Genomic DNA, 23,921 nt, shown 5'->3' on the forward strand with positions numbered 1-23,921 from the left:
CGATGGGATATTGCGCCACCGCGCCGCCCAGCACGAAGGCGGACAGGAACCAGGCGATCTGATCGACGCTGAGGCCGACCTCCTGCCCGTAGAGCGGACCCACCATGCGGAAGGACGCGCTGGAGAGCGCCGCGACCACGACGCCTGCCGCCGCCAGCGGGGATTTTTCAACCGCCAGGCGGGGGCGCAGACGCGGCGCGTCGGGGGTTTCGGGCTGGGGCACGCGCGTCAGTGTCAGCGGCAGAAGCGCGGCGCAGCACAGGATCGCCAGCAGGTTGTAGGAGACGTATGACGCGGGCTCCAGCACGCTGATCACCATTTGCGCGGCCAGTGATCCGGTCATGTCCACCAGACGGTAGCCGCCCATGGTACGCCCGCGTGTCTCGTTCGTGACCTTGGCCTGCAGCCAGCTTTCGATCACCGTATAACAGCCCGCGACGCAGAGGCCCGATGCCACGCGCATGAGCGCCCAGGCCAGAGGGTCGATCACCAGCATATGCGCGATCAGCCCGATGGCGCCCGCCGAGGTGAAGGCGGCGAAGGCGCGCGAATGGCCCACCGACCCCATCAGGCGCGGGGCCCACCAGCAGCCGATGAAGAACCCCACGAAATGGGCCGAGCCCAGAAGGCCGATCTCTTGCGTGGTGAAATCCAGCGCAAGGCCCGAAAGCGCATCCAGCGGGCCGACCCCGCCCGAGGAAAGCTGTAACAACAGGACTGACAGGAAGAGGGCCGCGAAAGAGATGAGCATGCGCATGACAAGCCCAACATCGCAGCCAAAGCAGGGCCCGCTTGTATGTATTCGACGAAGGGGTGTCGTTTTTGGCCTCAAGCCCGTTGGAACGGGCTTGATCAAGGCGCTTGCAAGCGCCTTTTGCGCCCAGCTCAGCCCGTGGCGCGGATGGTGGCTGTGATCTCAAGCCAGATCGTGTCGTCCACCGCTTCAGGATATCCGGTGGCGCCGAATGCGGCGCGGCTGATCTGTCCGTTCAGCGTGATGGTCAGCACGCTCAGATCATCCGGTGCAGTGCCGGGCGGCCGGAACAGCGCGGCATCAAGCGTGACGGGCCGGGTCACGTCGCGCACCGTCAGGTTCCCGATCAGTGCTGCCCCGTCCGACAGCCGCCCCGTGGGGGCCAGCCGCACGGCAGTGGAGGTGAAGCGGATATCGGGAAAGCGGGCGGTGTCGAGCACGGCAGGGCTTTTCAGCGTGTCGGTGACAAAGAAAAACCCGGTGCGGGCGCGGGCGGGATTGACGATCACATCAGCGGTGCTGGCGGCCAGATCCGCCGGGTCGACCACAAGATCGGCGCGGGTGACCGGCATGTCACCGCGCTGCAGCCCGCCCATCAGCCGGAAACTGAAACCCACGTGGGAAGCGCCTGGGTCCAGCACATAGGGGGTGGGGCGCGCGCGTGCAGGTGTCGCCAGAGCGGCCAGAGACACAAGCAGGGCGCGGCGGGTCAGCATGGGCCGAGTTTGGCACGGTCGAGTGCCTGCGCGTCAAACACTTTCTTGCAAGGCCCGTTCGCTGAGCGAATAGGGCGCGGCGCCGGGCCTGTCCTGAGCGATCATCCAGTCCTTGGGTGGGCGGGTGCGCGCGCGCAGTCGCGAGAGCTGCCAGCGGCGCAGGTTGCCCGCGTGCCGGGGGGTCATGCGCCAGCGCGTCTCGATCCCCTGTGCGCCGCCCTCGCCGGGGGTGAGAATCAGGCCGATGGGACTGTGCGCGCCTTCCGCCGCGCCGGTTTCCGCGGCCAGATGCATGCGCCGTACCGCCGTCAGGCCGGGCAGGCCCGGCAGATCGCCCACCACCAGCGCCACCGCGCCGGAGCGCAGCACCTCTTCCAGAGACCACAGGATATCCTCGGGGCGTTTGGGGCGGATGAACAGGAACCGCCCCGGATCGGTGAAATCTCGGATGCCCTCGGCATGCAGTTGATCGGGCTCCCAGGAGGGAGAGATCCAGATCACCGGCCCTTTCGTCGCACGCGCCAACCAGATCGCGAAGCTGCGCCGCGACGCGCCGCAGACCTCGCTCAGGCGGGCGAGGGGGATGGCGATATCTTCGGCCAGGGTCAGGGCGGGGCGGTCGGGGGGCTGTCCGCCAGGGTGGGGCAAAAGCTGAGCAGGCATGTGGGGCAATATAGCGTGTTCCTGATTTGTTCTCAACTTTCGATTTGCCCTTGCCGCACCGCCCGCTAGGGTTCCGCGCAAAAGGAGATCGCGCGATGAAGATGAATCCGATGGGCCGCACCGGCATCATGGTGTCGGAACTGTGCCTGGGCACCATGACCTGGGGCTTTCAGAACACCGAAGAGGAAGGCCACGCCCAGATGGACCGCGCGCTGGATGCGGGGATCAATTTCGTCGACACGGCGGAGATGTATCCGTCGAACCCCGAAGTGGGCAAATTTCTGGGCCAGACGGAAGAGATCATCGGCAGCTGGCATGAAAAGACCGGGCGGCGGGGCGATTACATTCTGGCCACCAAACATTCCGGAGCGGGGATGAAATATGCCCGTGACGGGGCGCCCATTACCGCGCAGTCGATCCCGGAGGCGATCGAGGGCTCTCTGAAACGGATGAAGACGGATTACATCGACCTTTACCAGTTTCACTGGCCCAATCGCGGGTCCTACATGTTCCGGCAGAACTGGACCTATGATCCCACGCCTGCGGATCGGGCGGCGGTGATTTCCAATATGGAAGAGTGTCTGGAGGCGCTGCAGCGGGAGGTGGATCGTGGCACGATCCGGTACTTTGGCCTCTCGAACGAAAGCGCCTGGGGCACGGCGCAATGGCTGCGTCTGTCGGAGGATCGCGGCTGGCCGCGCGTGCAGACGATGCAGAACGAATATTCGCTGCTGTGCCGGCTTTACGACACCGACATGGCCGAGCTGAGTGTCTATGAGGATGTGGGCCTGATCGCCTTTTCGCCGCTGGGCGCGGGATTTCTGAGCGGGAAATATCAGGGCGGCACGGTGCCTGACGGGTCGCGCATGTCCTGGGTCGATGGCATGGGCGGGCGCAAGACCGCGCGCGTGTTCCCTGCGGTCGACGCCTATCTGGAGATCGCGCGGCGTCATGATCTGGACCCGGTGCAGATGTCGCTGGCCTGGTGCCGGACGCGACCCTTCATGTGTTCGGCGATTTTCGGGGCAACCAGCCTTGAGCAGCTGGACCGGATCATCGGGTCGGTCGATGTCACGCTGTCGGACGAGGTAATGGCCGAGATCGACGCGGCCCATCGCGCCCACCCCATGCCCTTCTGATCGGGGCGGATTGCGACCCTCTTTGTCGGTTTTCGCGTTTCCTTTTTGGCAGCGCCGGTGCAGGTTGAGCGCAAATCGAAAAGGGAAGGATGCGCCATGCCGCTGACCATGAACCGGGAAGTTTTCATCACCTGCGCCGTCACCGGATCGGGCGGCACGCAGGATCGCAGCCCTCATGTGCCGCGCAGCCCCGAACAGATCGCCGAAAGCGCGATTGCGGCGGCCAAGGCGGGGGCGGCGGTGGTGCATTGCCATGTGCGCGATCCTGAAACGGGCGCGCCGTCGCGCGACCTGAGCCTTTATCGCGAAGTCACGGAGCGGATCAGGGACTCAGAGACCGATGTGGTGCTGAACCTGACCGCGGGCATGGGCGGGGACATGGTGTTCGGACCGACCGAGCGCCCGCTGCCGCTGCAGGAAAAAGGCACAGACATGATCGGTGCGGCAGAGCGGGTGGAACATGTCAAACAATGCCTGCCCGAGATCTGTACGCTGGATTGCGGCACGATGAACTTTGCCGAGGCCGATTACGTGATGACGAACACGCCCGGCATGCTGACCGCGATGGGCCGGATGATGACACATATGGGCGTGAAGCCCGAAATCGAGGCCTTTGACACAGGCCATCTGTGGTATGCCAAGCAGCTGGTGGCGGACGGCGTTCTGGACGGGCCCGCTCTGGTGCAGCTGTGCATGGGCGTGCCCTGGGGCGCGCCGGATGATCTGAACACCTTCATGGCGATGGTGAACAACGTGCCTGATGACTGGACGTTTTCGGCCTTTTCGCTGGGGCGGAACCAGATGGCCTATGTCGCTGCGGCCGTGCTGGCGGGCGGCAATGTGCGCGTGGGGCTGGAAGATAACCTGTGGCTGGATAAAGGCGTGCTGGCCGAGAACTGGCAACTGGTGGAACGCGCCCAGACCATCATCGAGAATATGGGCGCGCGAGTGATCGGCCCGGACGAGGTCCGCGCCAAGCTGGGCCTGGAAAAACGGGCGCCGGTGGCTGCGTGAGCCGCGTGCGGGGTATTTGAAGCCAGAAAGAAGCAGGGGAGACGCGCCATGACACAGGTGGCAGCGATTGTGGGTGGTGGTGTGATCGGCGGTGGCTGGGCCGCGCGGTTTTTGCTGAATGGCTGGGATGTGCGGATCTTCGACCCCGATCCGGAGGCAGAGCGCAAGATTGGCGAGGTGCTGGCCAATGCGCGGCGGTCGCTGCCCGGGCTGTCAGATGTCCCGCTGCCTGCAGAGGGACGGCTGAGCTTTCAGAGTGATCTGGCCGAGGCTGTGGCAGGCGCGGCCTGGGTGCAGGAAAGCGTGCCGGAGCGTCTGGAGATCAAGCACAAGGTCTTTGCCCAGATCCAGGCGGCGAGCGATGCGGTGATCGGGTCATCGACCTCCGGCTTCAAGCCGTCGGAGTTGCAGGAGGGCGCGGCCGATCCGGCGAAGATCGTCGTGGCGCATCCGTTCAACCCGGTCTATCTGCTCCCATTGGCCGAGCTGGTGACGACGCCCGCGAATACGGGCGCTGTGGTGGAGCATGCGCGCGCGGTGATCACGCAGATCGGTATGTATCCCCTTCATCTGAAAAAGGAAATCGACGCCCATGTGGCGGACAGATTCCTTGAGGCGGTCTGGCGCGAGGCGCTGTGGCTGGTCAAGGACGGTATCGCCACGACCGAAGAGATCGACAACGCGATCCGCTATGGTTTTGGCATCCGCTGGGCTCAGATGGGGCTTTTCGAGACCTATCGCGTGGCCGGTGGTGAGGCAGGCATGAAGCATTTCATGGCGCAGTTCGGGCCGTGCCTGAGCTGGCCGTGGACCAAGCTGATGGACGTGCCGGAATTCACCGACGAACTGGTCGACCTGATCGCCGGGCAGTCGGATGCGCAATCGGGTGCCTATTCGATCCGTGAATTGGAGCGCATTCGCGACGACAACCTTGTGGGCATGATGCGGGCTCTTAAAGCCAATGACTGGGGCGCAGGTGCGCTTCTGAAGGCCCACGATGCGACGCTGAAACCGGCCGCAGGGCTGGCGGGTGGCGTCGATGCGATCGGCGATCTGAGCCAGCCCATACTGGTTCTGGACCGCGCAGTGCCCCTGGATTGGACGGACTATAACGGACACATGACGGAAAGCCGGTATCTGGACGCCTTCGCGCAATCCACTGACCGGTTCATGGAGATCATCGGCTGCGATGCCGATTACATCGCCTCGGGCGGCAGTTACTTTACCGCCGAGACCCATATCCGCCATCTGGACGAGGCGCTGGCGGGGGACCGCATCATCGTGCGCACGCAGATGCTGCTGGGGCAGGGCAAGAAGCTGCATCTGTTCCACCGGATGTATAAGGGCGAGACGTTGATCGCGACTGGGGAACATTTCCTGCTGCATGTGAGCCTTGAGACGCGCAAGCCCTGTCCGCCCTCCGAGGCGATCGAGGTGGCCATGGCCCGGATCGCGGAGGCGCAGGCGGGGCTTGACTATCCCGAGGGCGCAGGGGCTGCGATCCGGCGGCCCGCATGACGGGACGGGTTCTGATCACGGCAGGTGCCTCGGGCATCGGACGCGCGATGGGGGAGGCGTTCGAGGCCGCGGGCTATGAGGTCTGGGTCACGGATCTGGACGAGGGCACGCTGGCCGAGGTGCCCGCAAGCTGGCAGGCGCGGCGGGCCGATGCGGCGCTGGAAAGCGACATGGAAGCGGTGCTGGGAGAGATTGCCGATACCGGGCCGCTGGACGCGCTTTGCGCCAATGCCGGGATCGCCGGGCCCACTGCGCCTGTGGAACGCATCGATCTGCAAGACTGGCGCGCCTGCATGGCGGTCAACCTGGAAGGGGCGTTTCTGGCAGCGAAACATGCAGCCCCCGTGATGCGCGCGGGGGGCGGTGGGGCAATGATCTTCACCTCGTCCACGGCGGGGCAATACGGATACCCCAACCGCGCGCCCTATGCGGCGGCGAAATGGGGGGTGATCGGTTTGATGAAGACCCTGGCCATGGAACTGGGCGGCGACGGCATCCGGGCCAATGCGATCTGTCCCGGCGCCGTGGAAGGCCCGCGTATGGAAGGCGTGCTGGCGCGCGAGGCCGAGGCCAAGGGCATGACGCGCGATCAGGTCTATGATGGCTATGCCAGTGGCACCGCGATGGGCCGGTTCATCGAGGCGAGCGATGTGGCGGCGATGGCAGTCTTCCTTGCCTCGGACGCAGCGCGGCTGGTGTCGGGGCAGGTGATTGCCGTGGACGGCTTTACGGTGAACCCCGATCCGAAACTGTAACCGTTCGGCCCTGTGGCGGGTGTCGGTTTGCCGTATTTTTGAAAGAGAAGAAGAGGGAGGCTGCGCCCTTGTCTTCTTCTCTTTCCAAATACGGCACGCGACGGTGCGGCCTGGGCTTTACTCGACAGTTACGCGCTGGTGTTGAGGCTTTGCAGATATTCCGGCATGTCGCGGGCGCTGATCTCGGCCTCGCGCACAAGGCGGTCGAAATGGGCGGTGAAGGTCTCAATCCTCTCGCGGTCGCGGAAGGCCATGTAATAGCTGCCGACGTAGAACACGGCGAGAAGCGGGCCGAAGATCGTCAGTGGCGCGGAATAAAGCTTTTGTGCGTCAAAAAGATAAAGGCGCAGGCGCGGGTAGAGCTGTTCTGTCAGCGTGTGCAGATGATCAAGTTGCGCTTCACGGATCGCTTTGGGCAGCCCTGCATAATAGCCGGTGCCCGTGACGAAGCTTTGCAGTTCGAACACAGGCAGGGCGATTTCATAATCCGATTGGGCATTACGCATGAAGGCAAGCCGTTCTTCTGAGGCGGTGATCGCCTGCGCCGTCGTCCGGCCCAGATGTGGCTCATACTCCCATTCCAGCATGGCGCGGGTTTTCAGCATGTCGGGCAGCGCGGCGGGCACGTGGCGGATCTTGTAGCCTGCCGCCTCCTTGTGCCATTCGAAGATCCGCTCATCGACCAGCGCGCGGGGCGCTTCGGTGAAGCTGAGCGTATTCGACATCAGATCGGCCGCGCTTTCGGGGCGGTCGGAAAGTGACAGCAGCCAATCGGCCGATACCCCCAGCGCTGTGGCGCAGGCACCCACGATATGGGCATTGGGCAGGCGCGCACCCTGATCGGTCAGCACTTGCGACACGGTGGAGCGGTCGACCCGGATTGCGCGGGCCAGTGCGGATTGGGACATGTCGGCCTGATCCATGGCGCGGCGCAGGCGGATGCGGAACTGTTCGGCACGCCGCCGTTTGTCGAGAAAATCTTCCATATGGTGATAATTATCACAGATGTAGATTTTTGTTGATTACATTCCGAATGGTCACGGTTTCGTGAGCACGCCTATTCTGGAGCCAGGATTGGGGATCCGGAACGGAACATAGGAATGACGCTTCATGCCGGTGCGCTGTCGCGCAGCCAGGTGCAGGCCGTGGAATGGCCGACCTTTTTGATGATCATCGGGTGTTATGCGCTTTGGGCGGGCGTCACCGCGTTAGTTTACCCGCTTCTTCCTGTTCTGAGCGTGCTTCTGGCCGGCGTGCTGATCGCCTTTCACGGATCGCTGACCCATGAGGTGCTGCATGGGCACCCGTTCCGGTCCAAGGCGGTGAACGAAGGGCTGATGTTCACCTCGCTCAACCTGTGTATCCCCTACAACCGCTTTCGCGACCTGCATCTGGCGCATCATCAGGACCAGCGGCTGACCGATCCGTTCGACGATCCGGAAAGCAATTACCTGGACCCCGGCGTCTGGGAGACCTTGCCGCGCTGGAAGCAGGGGCTGTTTCAGCTGAACAACACGCTGTTGGGCCGGATGGTTCTGGGCCCGCTGATCGGACAGGTTCTGTTCATGCAATCCGAATGGCAGGCGGCGCGGGATGGTGACCGGGCGGTGTGGCTGGCCTGGGCCTTGCATCTGCCGGGGGTGGCGCTGGTTCTGGGCTGGGTTGGTCTGGCGACGGATATGCCGGTCTGGGCCTATCTGATTGCGGCCTATATCGGGCTGGGGCTGTTGAAGATCCGCACCTTTCTGGAGCATCAGGCCCATATCCGCGCCCGCGCCCGCACGGTGATCATCGAGGATCGTGGGCCATTGGCTTTTCTTTTTCTGAACAACAACTTGCATGTGGTTCATCACATGCATCCGCGGGTGCCGTGGTACCGGTTGCCGCAGCTGTATCGGGACAATCAGGCGCGCTATCTGGAGCGCAATGACGGTTATCGCTTTCGCTCTTATGCCGAGATCTTCCGCAAGCACCTGTTGCGCGCGAAGGATCCGGTGCCGCATCCGCTCTGGCGCCGGTACTGATTTCGCGGCATGAGGGGGCATGACCCTCTGGATTCCCTTCACCCTGGCTGCGGCCACCTTCCAGACCGCGCGGTTCATGCTGCAGAAATATCTCAGCATGGGCAAACTCAGCGCGGCCGGGGCGACGTTTTCGCGTTTTGTCTATTCCGCGCCGCTGATCGGGCTGGCGCTGTGGGGGTATGTACAGGGAACGGGGCAGGCGGTGCCGCCGTTGTCGGGGGCGTTTTTCCTTTACGCCACGCTGGGTGGGCTGGCGCAGATCCTGGCCACGGTTTGCGTTGTCCTGCTGTTTCAGGCGCGCAATTTCGCCGTGGGCATCACCTTCAAGAAGACCGAGGTGATCCTGTCGGTTCTGGTCGGTCTGGTCGTGCTGGGCGAGGGGGTGTCGCTGACGGGTCTGTTTGCGATCCTTCTGGGCGTTGCAGGTGTGCTTTTGCTGTCGAAAACGCCGGGGATCGACGGGCGCTGGTGGCAGCATCTGGCCAGCCGGGCGGTGGCGCTGGGGCTGGCTTCGGGGTTGTTTTTCGCCATATCGGCCGTGAATTACCGGGGCGCGACGCTGCAACTGGGGTCCGAAGACCCGATCCTGCGTGCAGGCGTCACCCTCGCGGTGGTGGTCTGCTGGCAGACGCTGGTCATGGCCCTTTGGCTGGTGCTGCGCGATCCGGCCGAAATCGCCGCTGTCTGGCGCAGCCGCCGCGTGGCGATCTGGGTGGGGCTGACCAGCATGGGCGGGTCGTTTTGCTGGTTCGTGGCCTTCGCGCTGCAAACCGCCGCCTATGTCAAGGCGCTTGGGCAGGTGGAACTGCTGCTGAGCCTTCTGGCCTCGATCCTGTTTTTCAAGGAAAGCGTTACATCCCGTGAGATTGCGGGCATGGCGCTTCTGGTGGCGTCGATCCTTGCGCTGGTGCTGGTGATCTGAGAGCTAGCGCGTCACGGGTTGGGAATAGCCGTGAAGCCGCAGGAACAGGCTGGCCTCATCGGTATTCTTGAAGAACGGAACCGACGCGGGCGGCGTGTCGCTGTGCAGGCGGCTTTCCACCTCGGCCAGGACGACTTCGGTGATGAAGGGCAGGTCAAAGCCGCGCGCCTCGCTCAGTGGGATCCATTGCAGGTGGCTGAGTTCCTCGGACGCGTGGGAGAAATCATCCAGATCGCCCTGGATATGCGCCGCGTCCACCAGGAAGAACCGCGCATCAAAGCGCCGGGGGCGGCCCGGCGGCGTGAGCGCGCGGAAGACATATTGCAGGGGTGCTGCGGTGGGCAGAAAGCCCATCCGCGCAAAGCTTTTCCAATCGCGGTGGGGGTCGATCGGCCAATCGCCGGGCTGGCCCAGGATCAGGCCGGTTTCCTCCCACAGCTCGCGCACGGCGGCGGCACCTAGGGCGCGCTGCATATCAGCGGGCGCGTCGTCAGCGAGGCGGGTAAAGCAGGGTTCCGTCACATCGGCGATCAGCGGCACATCGGCATCTTCGGGATCCACCGCGCCGCCGGGAAAGACGAATTTGTTGGGCATGAACGCCGCCTTCGCCCCGCGCTGGCCCATCAGAATGGCAGGCGTGCTGGCGCGGTCGCGCAGGACGATCACGGTTGCTGCGTTTCGAACGGCTGTTTTGTCGATCTCTGCCACGTGCTCAGGCCCTTCCTTGGGGCCCTTGTCAGGCCGGTTTTCCGAACCCGTACATCTCGCGCGCCCATTGATAGCCCACGATTGCCCCTTTCAATCTGGGCAGAAGGTAAAGCGACAGCGCGACACATCCAACCGCAAAGATCGTGAACAGCGTCAGCGGATCGGGGCGCCACTGGACGAAGACGATATGCAGAAGCGGGGCCATGAGGTGGCCCACGAACAGAATCGTCAGATAAGCCGGGCCGTCATCGGCCTTGTGGTGATGCATTTCCTCGCGGCAGACCGGGCAGGTGCCGTTCACCTTCAGATAGCTTTTCATCAACTGCCCGTTGCCGCATTTGGGGCATTTCCGACGCCAGCCACGCGTCAGGGCCGGCCAGACGGGTCGGTTGGTCTCGGATGCAGCTTCTGTGGACAGGTTTGTATTGTCAGACATGGATCACCTCGCGCAGGGCCAATGTGGGCCGTTGGGCGGGCATCTGTAAGAAGACAGATTGGCCTTGCGTCGCGATGTCGCAAAGGCGCGGGGTGGGGGCTGAAAAAAACACGGGACGGAAATTCGGGGCTGGCGCGTTTGATCCTTATGAACGGCCGGAATGACCTGGCCGAAAAGCTCAGAGGATATTGGTATGACACGTTTCCCTTTCATGGCCTCGATTTGCGCAAGTGCTGTTCTGGTGACAGGCGTTGCGACAGTGGCGCAGGCTCAGGGCCGCGAGCGCCCCAGTTTCGAAATGCTGGACCGCGACGGATCGGGCGAGATCACACCGGATGAGATGCGCGCCATGCGCGAGGCCCGGTTTGCCGAGAACGACGCCAATGGCGATGGCCTGCTGTCGCGTGATGAGATGAAAGCCGCCGCCGCCAAACGGGCCGAAGCGCGGATCGACCGGATGATGACCTGGATGGATGCCGATGGCGACGGTGCGCTGAGCGTCGATGAGATGGCAGCCCGCCACGATATGAGCCGGGCCTTTGAGCGGATGGATCGCGACGGCTCGGGCGGGGTGTCGAAAGACGAATTCCGCGAAGGCCGTGAACGTATGCGGGGCCGGATGCATGGGGGCCGCTGGATGGACGGGTCGGACGACGACTGAGTTTGAAAACGCGCCGCGCGATCGCCAATGGTGGATCGCGCGGCGGCAGCGCGGTAAGACGGATGCAGATGTTGCGGCAGGTGGCCCCTCTGACCCAGATGATGTCCGATGATGCGCTTCTGGCGCGCTATGCAGCCGGTGATGCGGCGGCGGCCTCGGAACTGGCGCGGCGCCATGGTGGGCGGCTGATCGCTTTGGCGTGGCGGATGCTGAACGACCGGGCCGAGGCCGAGGATGTCGCGCAAGAGGCGATGTTGCGGCTGTGGCGGATCGCGCCGGATTGGGAGAGCGGGCGCGCGCAGGTTTCGACCTGGCTTTACCGGGTGGTCAGCAATCTGTGCGCCGACAGGCTGCGCAAAAGGCGCTATGCGCGGGTGGGGCTGGACGGGATCGCGGATCCTGCGGATCCGGCACCATCGGCGGATCAAAGAATGCAGGACGCCACGCGCGACCGCGCGTTGCAGGAGGCGCTGGCTGAGTTGCCCGACAGGCAAAGGCAAGCGGTCATCCTGCGGCATCTGGAAGGCTGCACCAATCCCGAGATCGCGGCCGTAATGGAGATCAGCGTGGAGGCGGTTGAAAGTCTGACCGCTCGTGGAAAACGCGCGCTGGCACAGGCGCTGGCCGGGCGGCGCGCAGAACTGGGGTTTGACCATGAGTGACGACAAACTGACCGATACGGAGCTGGACGCGCTGTTCAAAGCCGCGCAGCGCAGTGAACCCGGCCCGTCGCCGGAGTGGACCGATCGCGTCTTTCGGGATGCGCAGCGCGTTCTGGCGGGGCCGGTGGCGGTGCCGCCGCCTTCGCTTTGGTCTCAGGTGGTGTCGGCTCTGGGCGGCTGGCAGGGCATGGGTGGGCTGGCGGCCGCGTCCGCGGCGGGGCTGTGGATCGGAATTTCTCCGCCTGCGCTGCTGGATGAACCGCTGCGTCAGGCCATGGGCGCGCAAAGCACGCTTGAGACCCTTGCCGATACCCAGTTCGAAATTTCCACCCTTCTGGACGAGGGCTAAGCCATGACTGACAACACCCAGCCTGCACATTCCCAATGGTCGCGCGGCCTGCGCGTGCTGTTTGGCCTTTCGCTGGCGCTGAACCTTCTTGTGGTGGGAGCCCTGGCCGGGGCCTGGCTGCGTCATGGATGGTCGGGGCATGACATGCATCGCGGTGGCGGTGGCATGGGCCGGATCCTGTATCAGGAACTGCCCCAGGATGCGCGCCGCGCTCTGCGTCAGGATCTGCGCGGATCGCTTGACCGGGACATGATGCGCGCCACCCGGATCGGCCCGGCCCTCGACAAGGTTCTCAGGGCCGAGACGTTGGACCTGGACGCGCTTCGGGATCTGATGGCGCGCCATGCCGCGGCGCTGCAAACCGGACAAAATGCCATGCGCGAAGGATGGCTGAAAACTCTTGCCGGTATGAGTCGCGAAGAACGGATGGCCTATGCCGACAGGCTGCGGGACAGGGCGATGCGCCGGTCCGAGTGATCAGGCCGCGTTCACCATCGTGACCTGATTGCGGCCGGCATGTTTGGCGCGATAAAGCGCCTCATCGGCCAGTTGCAACAGCGCGTTCGCGCTTTCTTCGGGGCGTTTGCGGGTGAGGCATTCGACACAGCAGATCGCCACCCCGATACTGACAGTGACATGGATCGCCCGGCCAGTTGTGGGATCTGCGAAGGGCGTGGCATCTACGCGCTGGCGCAGGCGCTCTGCGGCCAGCAGCGCCTCGTCGTTCGAACTGTCGGGCAGGACGATCAGGAACTCCTCCCCGCCCATGCGCGCGATCAGATCCTCGGCCCGCAGGTCGCTGCACAGCCGCGTCGCCGCTTCGGTCAGCACCGCGTCGCCAGCGGCGTGGCCGAAGGTGTCATTGACCTGCTTGAAATGGTCCAGATCAGCCACCATCACCGCAAAGCCACGGCCTGTTTTGACGTTCTCTTCGATCACGCGGGTCAGATAGGGCATCGCATAGCGGCGGTTGAAAAGCCCCGTCATCGGGTCGCGCACCGCGTCCCGCAGACCGTTTTCCACCGACAGACGCAGCCTGTCATGGGTCTGTTTCTGCGCAATCTGTGACCGCAGCCGTAGCGCCAGTTCCTGAGCGTCAAAGCCGTGCAGCATCAGATCGCCCGCGCCCAGATCCAGCGCATCGGCGGCCAGGTCCTGTGGTGCCCCATCCTCCAGCACGGCCAGCACACCGGCATGGCGGGTTTCGGGATTGGCGCGGATATCGGCCAGAAGGCGAAGACCCTTTGCGCCAAGCGGCCCGTGCAAATCGATCACGAAGACATCCGGCACTACATCGCCGGCGATTTCACCCAACCCCTGGCGGAAGCTATGCGCGGTCAGCTCGGCCGTACGCAGTTCTGACCGCAACCCCCGCCGCCAGGTGGATGCGGTGGTGGGATCGGGCGCCAGAATCGCCACCCGCGCGGCTGGCGCGAACCCTGTCTGCGCCTCTGCAAAGCCAAGGGCGCGCGAGGTGCCGTCGCGCAGGTTCAGCTCCTCCACCCCGGTGCGGGCACGGATCAGGCTGCGCACCCGCGCCTGCAGCACCACATCGCGGAAGGGCCGGGCAAAGACGTCATCGGCCCCTGCGCGCAGCAGCCCGATACGGTCCTCAGCCTCATCATTCTGCGCAAAAGCAATCAGGGGGACGGCTTTCAGAGCCGGATCCCCCTTTATCTTTGCGCAAAGTTCGGTGGCGGGTGCATCGGGTAGATCATCCGACAGAATAATCAGCGAGGGAGGGTGCAATTCGACCAGCCGCAGCAGTTCGGCCCCCGTGGACGCCATCTGAACGTCATAGGACCACGGTGCCAGCTTCGCTTTCAGAAGAATGCGATTGGTGGAAACCGCATCAGCGATGATAACCGTTCCTTGCACGTGAGACCTTTCATGGACACGCTTGACCTCTGCGCGCCAGTCTTTAGGTAAATCGGTTAACAAACCCTTTCCGTGATCAAGAAATTCCGCCCGCCATGGCCATGTCGCAAGAAAGCGCCGAAACGATCGCCCTGCAGGCGCTGGCCTGGCTTGTGGCCAATGATGAGCTTTTGCCGGTCTTTCTGGGATCGTCGGGTGCGGCCGAAGGTGATTTGCGCGCCCGTGCCTCGGATCCGGAATTCCTGGGGTCGGTTCTGGAGTTTCTGACGATGGACGATGCCTGGGTCATGGCTTTTTGCGATGCGCAGGGCCTGTCTTATGAAACACCGCTGCAGGCGCGCTGGGCGCTGCCGGGCGGCGCGCCGATGCATTGGACCTGACGGCCATGATCCGCGCGATCCTCTTTGACAAGGACGGCACCCTGTTTGATTTCGCCGCCACCTGGGAGGCCTGGGCCGCCAGTTTCCTGCTGCGCGCGACCGCAGGCGATCAGACCCGCGCGGCCGAGATTGGCCATCATATCGGTTTCGATCTTCCCAACCGCCGATTTGCTCCGGACAGCATCGTCATCGCAGGCACGCCCGGCGAAGTGGCCGACGCGCTGATGCCCCATTTCCCCGAGGCGGAATATGACGCCTTCCTTGCCATGCTGAATGAAGAGGCGGAAAAGGCGCCGCAGGCCGAGACCGTGCCGCTGGCGCCGTTTCTGGACGATCTGCGTGGGCGCGGCCTGACCCTTGGCGTCATGACCAATGACAGTGAAGAGGTGGCGCATGCCCATCTGGGGCAATCCGGCGTGCGCGACCGGTTTTCCTTTATCGCAGGGTTCGACAGTGGTTTTGGCGCGAAACCGGCGCCAGATCCTCTGCTGGCTTTTTGCCGGGCAGTGGGCGTTAATCCTGCGCATGCGCTGATGGTCGGCGACAGCACCCATGACCTTATTGCCGGGCGTCGGGCGGGCATGCGCACGGTGGGCGTGTTGACCGGTATGGCCGATACCGCCACACTGGCTCCGCATGCTGATTGCGTGCTGCCGCATATCGGCCATCTGACAGACTGGCTGGACGACGCAGAGCGCTAAACCGGGAGGACCCCATGTCGAAAGTCGAAGAGCGTCTGGCCGAACGCGGGCTGGTTTTGCCCGCGCCGCTGAAAATTCCGGAAGGCATGGTGCTGCCCTTTCCCGAGGTGAATCTGCGCGGTGACCGGGCCGTGATTTCGGGGCAGGGCCCGCTGAATGCGGATGGAACGCTGTCGGGGCCTTTCGGCAAGGTTGGGGCGGATGTCACCGTGGAAGAGGCCAATAAACTGGCTGAAATGACGGGGCTGGCGATGATCGCCGCGTTGAAACGGACGCTGGGCGATCTGGACCGGATCACCGGCTGGGTGCGTGTGTTCGGCATGGTCAATTCCGCGCTGGGCTTTTCCCAGCAACCGGCGGTGATCAACGGGTTTTCCCATCTGATCCTGGATGTCTTCGGGCCTGAGATTGGCCAGCACGCCCGGTCCGCCGTCGGCATGGCGGCGCTGCCGATGCAGATGGCGGTGGAAATCGAAGGCGAAGTGCAGTTCACCCCCTGATCTGACGCAATCGGAGCTGATCCCATTCGAAAACCGACAGGATGCGTCGCAAACAGCGCCGCATCTCTCTGCGTCTTGACCCCTATGCTGGCATATCGGCATCAGGAGGGTTCGATATGGTGGAAGTCGCAACACGCAAGCGGCGCGGCGGTGGCAGGGCGGGCAACGCCCAGCGGCGCGGCGGGGCCATCATCGAACAGATGCCCTGGCGCATCCCGGTCAATATCGACCGCCCCACCGAACCTTTGACCCAGGAAGGGGTCGAGGCGATCCATGACGGCGCGATGCGCATTCTGGAAGAGATCGGCATTCAGTTCCTGAACCCCGAAGCGCTGGAAATCCTGGCTGAGGCCGGCTGCAAGATCGAGGGCGAGACCGTCTTCATGGGCCGCGATTTCGTGATGGAGATGGTGGCCAAGGCTCCATCCGAATTCGAGATCGCCGCGCGCAACCCGGCCCATAACCTGCCCATCGGGGGCAAGCATATCGTTTTCGGAAATGTCTCTTCTCCGCCCAACTATTTCGATCTGGAGATTGGCAAGAAGGTTCCCGGCAACCGCCAGCAATGCGCGAACCTTCTGAAGCTGACACAGTATTTCAACTGCATCCATTTCGCAGGCGGTTATCCGGTTGAGCCGGTGGATATCCACGCCTCGGTCCGGCATCTGGATGTGCTTTATGACAAGCTCACGCTGACTGACAAGGTCATGCACGCCTATTCCCTTGGCAAGGAACGGGTCGAGGATGTGATGGAGATGGTCAAGATCGCCAACGGCCTGACAGAAGAGGAATTCTGCGCCCGGCCTTACATGTATACCAACATCAACTCGACCTCGCCGTTGAAGCATGACTTCCCGATGATCGACGGCTGCCTGCGGCTGATCCGGCGCGGGCAAGCGGTGGTGGTGACACCCTTCACGCTGGCAGGCGCCATGGCGCCGGTGACGATGGCGGGGGCGGTGGCGCAGTCGATTGCCGAGGGGCTTTGCGCCATTGCGCTGTTCCAGTACGTCGCGCCGGGCTGCGCCTGCGCGATCGGCACGTTTACGTCGAATGTCGATATGAAGACGGGCGCGCCTGCTTTCGGGACGCCGGAATACATGCGGTCGACCCAGATGACGGGGCAGATGGCGCGGTATTACGGGTTGCCCATGCGGTCATCGGGGGTATGTGCGGCAAATGTCCCGGATGGCCAGGCGATGTGGGAGACATCGAACAGCCTTTGGGCGGCGGTGCAGTCGGGCACCAACATGGTGTACCACGCGGCGGGCTGGCTGGAGGGCGGGCTGATCGCAAGCCCTGAGAAATTCATCATGGATTGCGAAGTGCTGCAGATGATCCAGCGCTATATGGAACCCGAAGTGATCGCCACCGGCCCCGATGAGATCGCGCTGGATGCGATCAGGGATGTGGGCAGCACCGGCCATTTCTTTGGCATCCAGCACACGCAGGACCGGTATACGACCGCCTTTTATCAGCCCTTTGTGTCGGACTGGAAAAACTTCGAAGCCTGGGAGGCCGCCGGCGCGGTCTGGACGGCGGAACGCGCGCACCGGCTGTTCAAGGAGATCATCGGCAGTTTCGAGGCCCCGCCGATGGATGACGGCATCCGCGAGGAGCTTGCCGCCTTTGTCGAACGGCGCAAGCGGGAAGGCGGCGCGCCCACGGATTTCTGAGGATCAGCCCGTCGCCCCGGTCTGAGCACCCCTGTGCTTTTCCACATAGCGGAAGCGATGCTTGAGCCCGTTGATGGGCTGTTCGACAAAGCGGAAGGACAGGATGGCGACGATGATCGTCGCGGCGCTGGCCAGAACGAACTGCCCGGCCCCCGCGGGCGGCAGGATATAGTCGAATTCGCGCAATGCGCCGGCCAGCAACCAGATCACCGGATAATGGAACAGGTAAATGCCATAGCTGATCCGGCCCAGGTAAACGAGCGTGGGCGCCTCAAGCACCAGCCGCCACGGACCGGGCAGGCGCAGGCGACAGGCCGCAACAGCGGTGATCATCGGAAAGGCCAGGAAAAATCCGCTGAAGATGTAATAGAGGTCCGTGTTCCTGGCGGTGGCACTCAGCATGAGTTGCCCCGCAAGGCCCAGAAGACCCAAGGCAAGGATGGTGCGGAAATGCTGCCAGGAGAGGTACCCGCGACGCTCAAGCTCGGCCAGAAGTGCACCTCCCACAAGCACATCCAAAGCCGAGGGCAGCAGCACATAGCGGATCGGGCCCCCTTCGAACCCGGTCAATGCCAGTCTGAACAGAACGGCCGATACGATCAGGGCAACGAACAGCGCCAATAGCCAGCGCCGGGGCACCAGCAGCACGACAAAGGGCCAGACAAGGTAGAACTGTTCTTCGACGCTGAGGCTCCATAAATGGGCCAGCGCGCGAAACCCCCAGTCGTTTTCCAGACTGATCAGGATGTTCGTGCCATAAAAGACATGCCACGCCCAATCTGCCCGCGCCTGATCGCTCAGCAGGAACGCGGCGCCAAGCATCAGGTAATAGGCCGGAACAATCCGCAGGGCGCGACGGATATAGAATGTCTTCCAAACCCCCGTCACGCCGCCCCGGCCCGCCATCTGATCGCGCGCATCCAGCAGGATCGCGGTAACAAGATAGCCGCTGATCACAAAGAAAAGCCGCACACCCCAATGGCCCCAAAAACTTTGTTCAAGCCAGAAATGCGTCAGCAGCACGCCACCCACGGCAAAGGCGCGCAGCGCATCCAGCTGCGGGCTGTAACCGATGAAAGAAGGCGGGGCAGACGGGCTGGACAAGGTGTGGTGAGGACAGGCCAATTGGATGAAGGGGCAGGAAAATCCTGCGTGCGACGTGCAGAAGTCGTTGCATCTTGGGCGGGATAAATCAAGCTGCACCCAAGGCCCGCCTGCGACTTGGCGGCAGGACCGGCACGGTGTAGCGTGAGCCAGGCCAGCAAGGGGTGACAGACGGGATGCAGGAACAGCCAGATATGGAATTCGGGCGCCGGGCCTTTCTGATCGGATTTGGCGCGATTGCCGCCTTTTGCCTTTGGGTGCTGGCCGATAGCTGGGGTGACGACATCCTGGGCGCGCGGGTCTTTCTGGCGCTTTTTTCCTTCTCGGCCGTTTTGTTTGGGGTGAGCCTTGCGCTGACCGGGCCCTTGTCCACCGGCCGGTCGCTTCTGGGGGGGCTGATGCTGGCGGTGCCTGTTTCGGCTCTGATCAGCTGGGCGGGGTTCCGTTTTGACGAGGCCAGCCAGTTTCTGGACGAACCGTCGGCCCTGGCGATTGGCGGGTTGATCGTTTTGTTTGCCACGCCCTTCATCTCGACCTTGCTGACCGACAGGGAGAGCTGGCTGGATTATGAGGCGCTTTTTGACACCGCATGGACGATCACCGTGCGCTATATCGCGGGCTGGCTTTTCGTGGGGGCGTTCTGGCTGGTGCTGATCCTGTCGAACGCCGTGCTGGAGCTGGTGGGCATCGACATTATCGACGTTCTGTTTGACATCGATTGGGTGCGCTTTGCGTTGAGCGGCGCGGTTCTGGGTCTGGGGCTGGCGGTGGCGTATGAGCTGCGCGACTATGTCTCGCCCCGGTTGGTGCTGCGGCTTTTGCGGCTGCTTTTGCCCATCGTCCTGGTGGTGGTGGCCATTTTTGTAGCGGCTTTGCCGTTTCGCGGGCTCAGCCAGCTATTTGGCGATTTCTCGGCCGCGGCGACGTTGATGTGGGCGGCCATCGCCTCGATCTCGCTGATCTCGATCGCGCTGGATCGGGACGATGATTATGGCATCAATACCTATGGCATGAAGGCCGCCGCGCGCAGCCTGGCCTTTCTGATCCCGGTTCTGGCGGCGCTGGCGCTTTGGGCGGTGATCATCCGCGTCAGCGCCTATAGCTGGACGCCCGACCGGGTGCTGGCGGCCACGGTGGCGGTCGTTCTTCTGCTGTATGGTCTGATCTATGCCCTGGCGGCGCTGCGCGGGCGCGGTTGGCGGCGGGCGATCCGGCGCAGCAATGTGACCATGGCGCTGATTTCGCTGGGGGTGGCGGCACTGTGGCTGACGCCGGTGCTGAATGCCGAGAGGATTTCGGCGAAAAGCCAGCTGCAACGGTATGTTTCGGGCGAGGCCAGCGCGATGGAACTGCCGCTGTGGGAGTTTTCGGCCAATTGGGGCCGCGCCGGGGCAGATGTCCTGGCCCAGCTTTACGCGATGCAGGAGGCCAACCCCGATCCGGAACTGGCCAGCCGCCTGGCCGCGCTTGAAACCGCCGAGACCCGCTATGGGTTCGAGCAGGACATCGGCAATCTGAATGCCCGCAACCGGCTGGACCGGCTGGTGCCGTTGATTGCCGTGCGCCCGGAAGGGGCGATCACGCTGACCAAGGAGATGTTTCAGGCCCTGCCGGATTACCGGCTGGAGCGCTGGGAAGAAGGGTGTCGCCGCACGATCGCAGACGAACCGAGCTGCGTATGGCTGGTTGGGCCGTTCCTGCCCGGCGTGGAGGCGCGCGATCAGGCGGTTTTGATCTTTGACACAGGCGGGCGCGCTCAGGCGAATTACGTCTGGATGAAGGACGGCGTGATCCAGGAACGCGTGCGAGAGCTGTATGACACCACGTCCGGCGATTGGGGGCTGGTGCCGTTCGATGCGGTCCGCCGTGTGCTGGAGGGGTCGTTCTCGATCGCACCCAGCGGCATTTCCGCCCTGGAATTCGATGACATCCGTCTTGTGCCCGGAAATTGATACCGAGCCTGCGGAAAATGGGAAAAATCCTAACTGTTGAGTGAAAATTAACGCCTGCTGCGCCATGTCTTCCTCTCGTGGAGGCGTGACAAGCATGCATGGACTGACCAACAAAGCCATCGAGGTTTTTGTCAAACAGACCTATGGGACGGCCAAATGGCAGAACGTGATGGAGAAAGCCGGTTTCGGCTTTTCGGAATTCGAAGCGATGCTGCCCTATGAGCCGGAAGTGACCGTCCGGCTTCTGGTTGCCCTGCGTGAGGTTTTTCACCGCCCCGCGCGTCTGATGATCGAAGATCTGGGGACCTTTCTGGTGACCAGCCCCACCTTGCCCGCAATCCGGCGCTTGCTGCGCTTTGGCGGCGTGGATTACGCGGATTTCCTGCATTCGCTTGAAGATCTGCCAGAGCGGGTGCGCCTGGCGGCTCCCGATCTGGTGCTCCCGCCGCTTGAGCTGACGGAAACAGGCCCGAACAATTATTACCTTCGATGCTACGCCGGGCTTCCGGGATATGCGAATCTGATGCTGGGGGTGCTGCGCGCCATGGCCGATGACTATGGCGCTTTGGCCATTCTGGATCTGCACAAACGACCGCAGGGGGGCGATATCATCGCAATCCAGGTGGTTGAGGATGAATACACAGCAGGGAAAAGTTTCACCTTGGGACAAGCCACAGCATGAACAGAACCCTGTCGCCCCTTGATGTGATATGCCCCATGCATATGCTCCTGTCGCCCGATGGCCGCATCTCGCATGTGGGGCCCACATTGCGCAAACTGCGACACGCATCGGCCTTTGCAGGGCATGATTTTCTTGATGTGTTCGACGTCACGCGACCGCAGGGTATCACCAGTGCGGAAGATCTGATGCAGCTTGCGGGCAGCACCCTGCGTCTGCGCTTCCGCGACGGGCCGCAGGCCTCGTTGAAAGGGGTGATCGTTCCGCGGCCCGATGGTGTGCCGGGGGCTCTTGTGAACACGTCTTTCGGGATCTGCATAGTGGACGCGGTGCAGACCCATCACCTGACCAATGCGGATTTCGCGCCCACGGACCTGACAGTGGAAATGCTGTATCTGGTGGAGGCGAAATCCGCGGTCATGGCGGCCTCCCGCCGGTTGAACGAAAGGTTGCAGCAGGCCAAGCTTCTGGCGGAAGAACAGGCCGTGACAGACGTATTGACCGGGGTGGAAAACCGCCGCGGGCTGGAGCAGTTCCTATGCCGGCTTCTGGCGCGGCAGGCAGAATTCGCGGTGATGCATCTGGATCTGGATGGCTTCAAGCAGGTCAACGATACGTTCGGCCACGATGCGGGCGACGATGTATTGCAGCAGACCGCGCGGATCATGGTGGATGAGGTGCGCGACCGCGATCTGGTCGCGCGGCTTGGCGGGGACGAGTTCATTCTGGTCATCGACGATGCGCCCAGCATCGCCACGATCGAACGGATTGGCGCGCGGCTGATCAACCGGGTGGCGGCGCTGGGTGGTGCCGCCTCGGTCGGGTGCAGCATTGGTGCGGTGCTGTCGCGCGATCTGACACCGCTGACACCGCAGGCGCTTCTGAAAGCGGCCGACGAGGTGCTTTACGCCTCCAAACGCGCAGGGCGCGGTCGGTTGACCTTTTACATCCCGCCAGGCCGCGAACCCCAGCCGGTGCTTGACGCGGAAGGGGGGATCGCGAAACCTGCGGGCTGATATCCCAACCCGGAGAGCCCACAGTGAGCATCCCGACCAAATCCGCGCAACTGACCCAGGACCCACACGCGGTTCGCGACCTGCCAGAGAAATCGCTGGAAATGGCCATCGGGCGGCAGGTGCGCGATTTGCGCAAGCGTCAGCGGATGACCGGTGCGGATCTGGCCGCGCAGGCGGGGCTGTCGGTCAGCATGCTGTCGAAGATCGAAAACGGGGTGATTTCCCCGTCTTTGCAGACCATTCAGGCGCTGTCGCATGCGCTGGGCGTGCCGCTGGTCACACTGTTTGCGGGGTTTGAGGAGCCGCGCGGTGCGATGCATGTGAAGGCAGGCCAGGGGGTCGAGACTCAGCGCGCCGGCACCCGGGCAGGCCATCAATACCACCTTTTGGGACATATCGGCGCGAACAATTCCGGCGTTGTGGTGGAACCCTATCTGATCACGCTCACCTCTGACAGCGACCGTTTCCCGGCGTTTCAGCATACGGGGATTGAGCTGCTCTATATGCTGGAAGGGACTCTGGGGTATCGCCATGCCGACCAGATCTATCGTCTGGAACCCGGCGACAGCCTGATTTTCGACGCCGACGCGCCCCATGGTCCCGAGGAGTTGATCGCATTGCCGGCGCGGTATCTGTCGATCATCTCCTATCCGCAGCAAAGCGGGTGAGGGCGCCTGTTTTTTAGGCATCTGAACAGGAGGCGGCCTTATTTCGCGCTGTAATGCGCCGGCGCCAATTTTCTCTGTGGGAAATTAAATCTATTGAGGATGACAATCACACGCTGTAACACCGCCCCATTCCAGGGTTTTAAAAAGAGGTGGCGCCATGTGCGGTATCGTTGGCTTGTTTCTGAAGAATGAGGCGTTGCAGCCCCGGCTGGGCGATCTGCTGAGCGATATGCTGATTACCATGACCGACCGCGGCCCCGACAGCGCGGGCATCGCGATTTACGGGCAGGATGTGGAGGGGCTGAAGCTGACCCTGCAATCCGACACGCCCGAAACCGATTTCGACGGGCTGAGCCAGGCCTTGCAGGCCGCCATCGAAGCCCCGGTCACCCTGCGTGTCATCGACACCCATGCGGTGGTGACCTTGCCGCACACCGCGGAAGATGCCGCGCGCGCCTTCCTGAAGGAAAAAGGCATTCGCATCATGGGCGCAGGGCAGGCGATGGAGATTTTCAAGGAAGTGGGCCTGCCGGAAGATGTCGCCCGCCGGTTCGACATCCGCGCCATGGGCGGCACCCACGGCATTGGCCACACGCGCATGGCGACGGAATCGGCGGTCACCACGCTGGGCGCGCATCCGTTTTCCACCGACGCGGATCAGTGTCTTGTCCATAACGGGTCGCTGTCGAACCACAACCGCATGGGCCGTGTGCTGGCGCAGAAGGGCTTCGCGCCGCAGACCGAAAACGATACCGAGGTGGCCGCGTGTTACATCTCGTCCCGCTTGGCGGAGGGGGCCAATCTGGGCACGGCGCTGGAAGGGACACTGCAGGATCTGGACGGATTTTTTACCTTTGTCGTGGGTACGAAAAACGGCTTCGGCGTGGTGCGCGATCCTATCGCCTGCAAGCCCGCCGTGATGGCCGAAACCGATGATTATGTGGCTTTCGGCTCGGAATACCGCGCCTTGGCCACCTTGCCGGGGATCGAGGCCGCCAAGGTCTGGGAACCCGAACCCGCAACCGTCTATTTTTGGGAGCGTTAAG

27 protein-coding genes are annotated in these 23,921 nt (G+C 63.2%); 19 read left to right on the plus strand and 8 right to left on the minus strand.

The window, feature by feature from the left end; translation table 11 throughout:
• From TR61_RS15375 to TR61_RS15385, 3 genes are all read right to left on the minus strand, one after another.
• Positions 1-757 (minus strand): MFS transporter (locus tag TR61_RS15375; RefSeq protein ID WP_342669445.1); only part of this gene is annotated, 757 nt, incomplete at its 3' end.
• Positions 758-885: 128 nt separating this feature from the next.
• Positions 886-1,470, minus strand: a complete 585-nt coding sequence (locus tag TR61_RS15380; RefSeq protein WP_050931412.1) for a YceI family protein — start codon at positions 1,468-1,470, stop codon at positions 886-888.
• Between the two features lie 33 nt (positions 1,471-1,503).
• Entirely contained in the window at positions 1,504-2,133 is a 630-nt protein-coding gene (locus TR61_RS15385; RefSeq protein ID WP_050931413.1) for an ImuA family protein, read from the minus strand.
• A gap of 95 nt (positions 2,134-2,228) precedes the next feature.
• Between TR61_RS15385 and TR61_RS15390 the strand changes: the two genes are divergently transcribed.
• From TR61_RS15390 to TR61_RS15405, 4 genes are all read left to right on the plus strand, one after another.
• Positions 2,229-3,272: an aldo/keto reductase gene (locus TR61_RS15390; RefSeq protein WP_050931414.1), complete on the plus strand. Its 1,044-nt coding sequence runs from the start codon at positions 2,229-2,231 to the stop codon at positions 3,270-3,272.
• A 96-nt stretch (positions 3,273-3,368) separates the two neighbouring features.
• Positions 3,369-4,286, plus strand: a complete 918-nt coding sequence (bcoG, locus tag TR61_RS15395) for a 3-dehydrocarnitine:acetyl-CoA trimethylamine transferase BcoG (protein WP_050931415.1) — start codon at positions 3,369-3,371, stop codon at positions 4,284-4,286.
• A 48-nt stretch (positions 4,287-4,334) separates the two neighbouring features.
• On the plus strand, positions 4,335-5,804 hold the full coding sequence (locus TR61_RS15400) for a carnitine 3-dehydrogenase (protein ID WP_050931416.1): 1,470 nt from the start codon (positions 4,335-4,337) through the stop codon (positions 5,802-5,804).
• The gene (locus TR61_RS15405; RefSeq protein ID WP_050931417.1) at positions 5,801-6,559 is read left to right on the plus strand and encodes an SDR family oxidoreductase; all 759 of its coding nucleotides are present in this window, start codon (positions 5,801-5,803) and stop codon (positions 6,557-6,559) included. The genes TR61_RS15400 and TR61_RS15405 overlap by 4 nt, the downstream gene beginning before the upstream one ends.
• 128 nt (positions 6,560-6,687) lie before the next feature.
• Here the strand turns inward: TR61_RS15405 and TR61_RS15410 are convergent, their stop codons facing one another.
• Positions 6,688-7,545, minus strand: a complete 858-nt coding sequence (locus TR61_RS15410) for a helix-turn-helix domain-containing protein (protein WP_050931418.1) — start codon at positions 7,543-7,545, stop codon at positions 6,688-6,690.
• 114 nt (positions 7,546-7,659) lie between these two features.
• Between TR61_RS15410 and TR61_RS15415 the strand changes: the two genes are divergently transcribed.
• Together TR61_RS15415 and TR61_RS15420 are read left to right on the plus strand one after the other, a co-directional pair.
• Positions 7,660-8,583, plus strand: coding sequence for a fatty acid desaturase (locus TR61_RS15415; protein WP_050931419.1), 924 nt, complete (start codon positions 7,660-7,662; stop codon positions 8,581-8,583).
• Positions 8,584-8,602: 19 nt separating this feature from the next.
• Positions 8,603-9,505 carry a hypothetical protein gene (locus TR61_RS15420; protein ID WP_050931420.1) on the plus strand — a complete coding sequence of 301 codons (903 nt, stop codon included), beginning with the start codon at positions 8,603-8,605 and terminating at the stop codon, positions 9,503-9,505.
• Between the two features lie 3 nt (positions 9,506-9,508).
• Here the strand turns inward: TR61_RS15420 and TR61_RS15425 are convergent, their stop codons facing one another.
• Both TR61_RS15425 and TR61_RS15430 read right to left on the minus strand, forming a co-directional pair.
• Positions 9,509-10,213, minus strand: coding sequence for an NUDIX hydrolase (locus TR61_RS15425; protein ID WP_082181988.1), 705 nt, complete (start codon positions 10,211-10,213; stop codon positions 9,509-9,511).
• Between the two features lie 28 nt (positions 10,214-10,241).
• Positions 10,242-10,649: a DUF983 domain-containing protein gene (locus TR61_RS15430; RefSeq protein WP_050931421.1), complete on the minus strand. Its 408-nt coding sequence runs from the start codon at positions 10,647-10,649 to the stop codon at positions 10,242-10,244.
• A 193-nt stretch (positions 10,650-10,842) separates the two neighbouring features.
• On the opposite strand from TR61_RS15430, the gene TR61_RS15435 reads away from it, so the two are divergent.
• From TR61_RS15435 to TR61_RS15450, 4 genes are all read left to right on the plus strand, one after another.
• The gene (locus tag TR61_RS15435) at positions 10,843-11,310 is read left to right on the plus strand and encodes an EF-hand domain-containing protein (protein WP_050931422.1); all 468 of its coding nucleotides are present in this window, start codon (positions 10,843-10,845) and stop codon (positions 11,308-11,310) included.
• Positions 11,311-11,378: 68 nt separating this feature from the next.
• Positions 11,379-11,972, plus strand: coding sequence for an RNA polymerase sigma factor (locus TR61_RS15440; RefSeq protein ID WP_425394226.1), 594 nt, complete (start codon positions 11,379-11,381; stop codon positions 11,970-11,972).
• A complete protein-coding gene (locus tag TR61_RS15445) occupies positions 11,965-12,321 on the plus strand; it encodes a hypothetical protein (RefSeq protein ID WP_050931423.1) in 357 nt (118 codons plus the stop codon). Before TR61_RS15440 ends, TR61_RS15445 begins: the two co-directional genes overlap by 8 nt.
• A 3-nt stretch (positions 12,322-12,324) precedes the next feature.
• A complete protein-coding gene (locus TR61_RS15450; protein ID WP_050931424.1) occupies positions 12,325-12,798 on the plus strand; it encodes a periplasmic heavy metal sensor in 474 nt (157 codons plus the stop codon).
• On the opposite strand, the gene TR61_RS15455 is transcribed toward TR61_RS15450, so the two are convergent.
• Positions 12,799-14,199, minus strand: coding sequence for a diguanylate cyclase (locus TR61_RS15455; RefSeq protein ID WP_050931425.1), 1,401 nt, complete (start codon positions 14,197-14,199; stop codon positions 12,799-12,801). It lies immediately after the preceding gene.
• A gap of 95 nt (positions 14,200-14,294) precedes the next feature.
• Here TR61_RS15455 and TR61_RS15460 point away from each other — a divergent pair, with 95 nt between their 5' ends.
• The 4 genes from TR61_RS15460 to TR61_RS15475 all read left to right on the plus strand — a co-directional run bounded on the left by TR61_RS15460 (position 14,295) and on the right by TR61_RS15475 (position 17,456).
• Entirely contained in the window at positions 14,295-14,579 is a 285-nt protein-coding gene (locus tag TR61_RS15460; RefSeq protein WP_050931426.1) for a DUF3572 domain-containing protein, read from the plus strand.
• 5 nt (positions 14,580-14,584) lie between these two features.
• Positions 14,585-15,280 carry an HAD family hydrolase gene (locus TR61_RS15465; RefSeq protein ID WP_172676998.1) on the plus strand — a complete coding sequence of 232 codons (696 nt, stop codon included), beginning with the start codon at positions 14,585-14,587 and terminating at the stop codon, positions 15,278-15,280.
• A 14-nt stretch (positions 15,281-15,294) separates the two neighbouring features.
• A complete protein-coding gene (locus TR61_RS15470) occupies positions 15,295-15,780 on the plus strand; it encodes a RidA family protein (protein ID WP_050931428.1) in 486 nt (161 codons plus the stop codon).
• Between the two features lie 116 nt (positions 15,781-15,896).
• Positions 15,897-17,456 (plus strand): trimethylamine methyltransferase family protein, encoded by a 1,560-nt coding sequence (locus TR61_RS15475; RefSeq protein ID WP_050931429.1) that lies wholly within the window; start codon positions 15,897-15,899, stop codon positions 17,454-17,456.
• Between the two features lie 3 nt (positions 17,457-17,459).
• On the opposite strand, the gene TR61_RS15480 is transcribed toward TR61_RS15475, so the two are convergent.
• Positions 17,460-18,560 carry an acyltransferase family protein gene (locus TR61_RS15480; protein WP_172676999.1) on the minus strand — a complete coding sequence of 367 codons (1,101 nt, stop codon included), beginning with the start codon at positions 18,558-18,560 and terminating at the stop codon, positions 17,460-17,462.
• A 176-nt stretch (positions 18,561-18,736) separates the two neighbouring features.
• Between TR61_RS15480 and TR61_RS15485 the strand changes: the two genes are divergently transcribed.
• From TR61_RS15485 to TR61_RS15505, 5 genes are all read left to right on the plus strand, one after another.
• Complete coding sequence (locus TR61_RS15485) at positions 18,737-20,512, plus strand: DUF4153 domain-containing protein (protein ID WP_050931431.1); 1,776 nt, start codon at positions 18,737-18,739, stop codon at positions 20,510-20,512.
• A gap of 94 nt (positions 20,513-20,606) precedes the next feature.
• On the plus strand, positions 20,607-21,194 hold the full coding sequence (locus tag TR61_RS15490) for a heme NO-binding domain-containing protein (protein WP_050931432.1): 588 nt from the start codon (positions 20,607-20,609) through the stop codon (positions 21,192-21,194).
• 35 nt (positions 21,195-21,229) lie between these two features.
• Positions 21,230-22,207, plus strand: a complete 978-nt coding sequence (locus tag TR61_RS15495) for a GGDEF domain-containing protein (protein ID WP_245626903.1) — start codon at positions 21,230-21,232, stop codon at positions 22,205-22,207.
• Positions 22,208-22,230: 23 nt separating this feature from the next.
• Positions 22,231-22,875 (plus strand): helix-turn-helix domain-containing protein, encoded by a 645-nt coding sequence (locus tag TR61_RS15500; protein WP_245626904.1) that lies wholly within the window; start codon positions 22,231-22,233, stop codon positions 22,873-22,875.
• Between the two features lie 157 nt (positions 22,876-23,032).
• Entirely contained in the window at positions 23,033-23,920 is an 888-nt protein-coding gene (locus TR61_RS15505; protein WP_050931434.1) for a class II glutamine amidotransferase, read from the plus strand.
• The last annotated feature ends 1 nt before the right edge of the window (position 23,921 follow it).

The organism is Aestuariivita boseongensis (assembly GCF_001262635.1).
GTDB lineage: Bacteria > Pseudomonadota > Alphaproteobacteria > Rhodobacterales > Rhodobacteraceae > Aestuariivita > Aestuariivita boseongensis.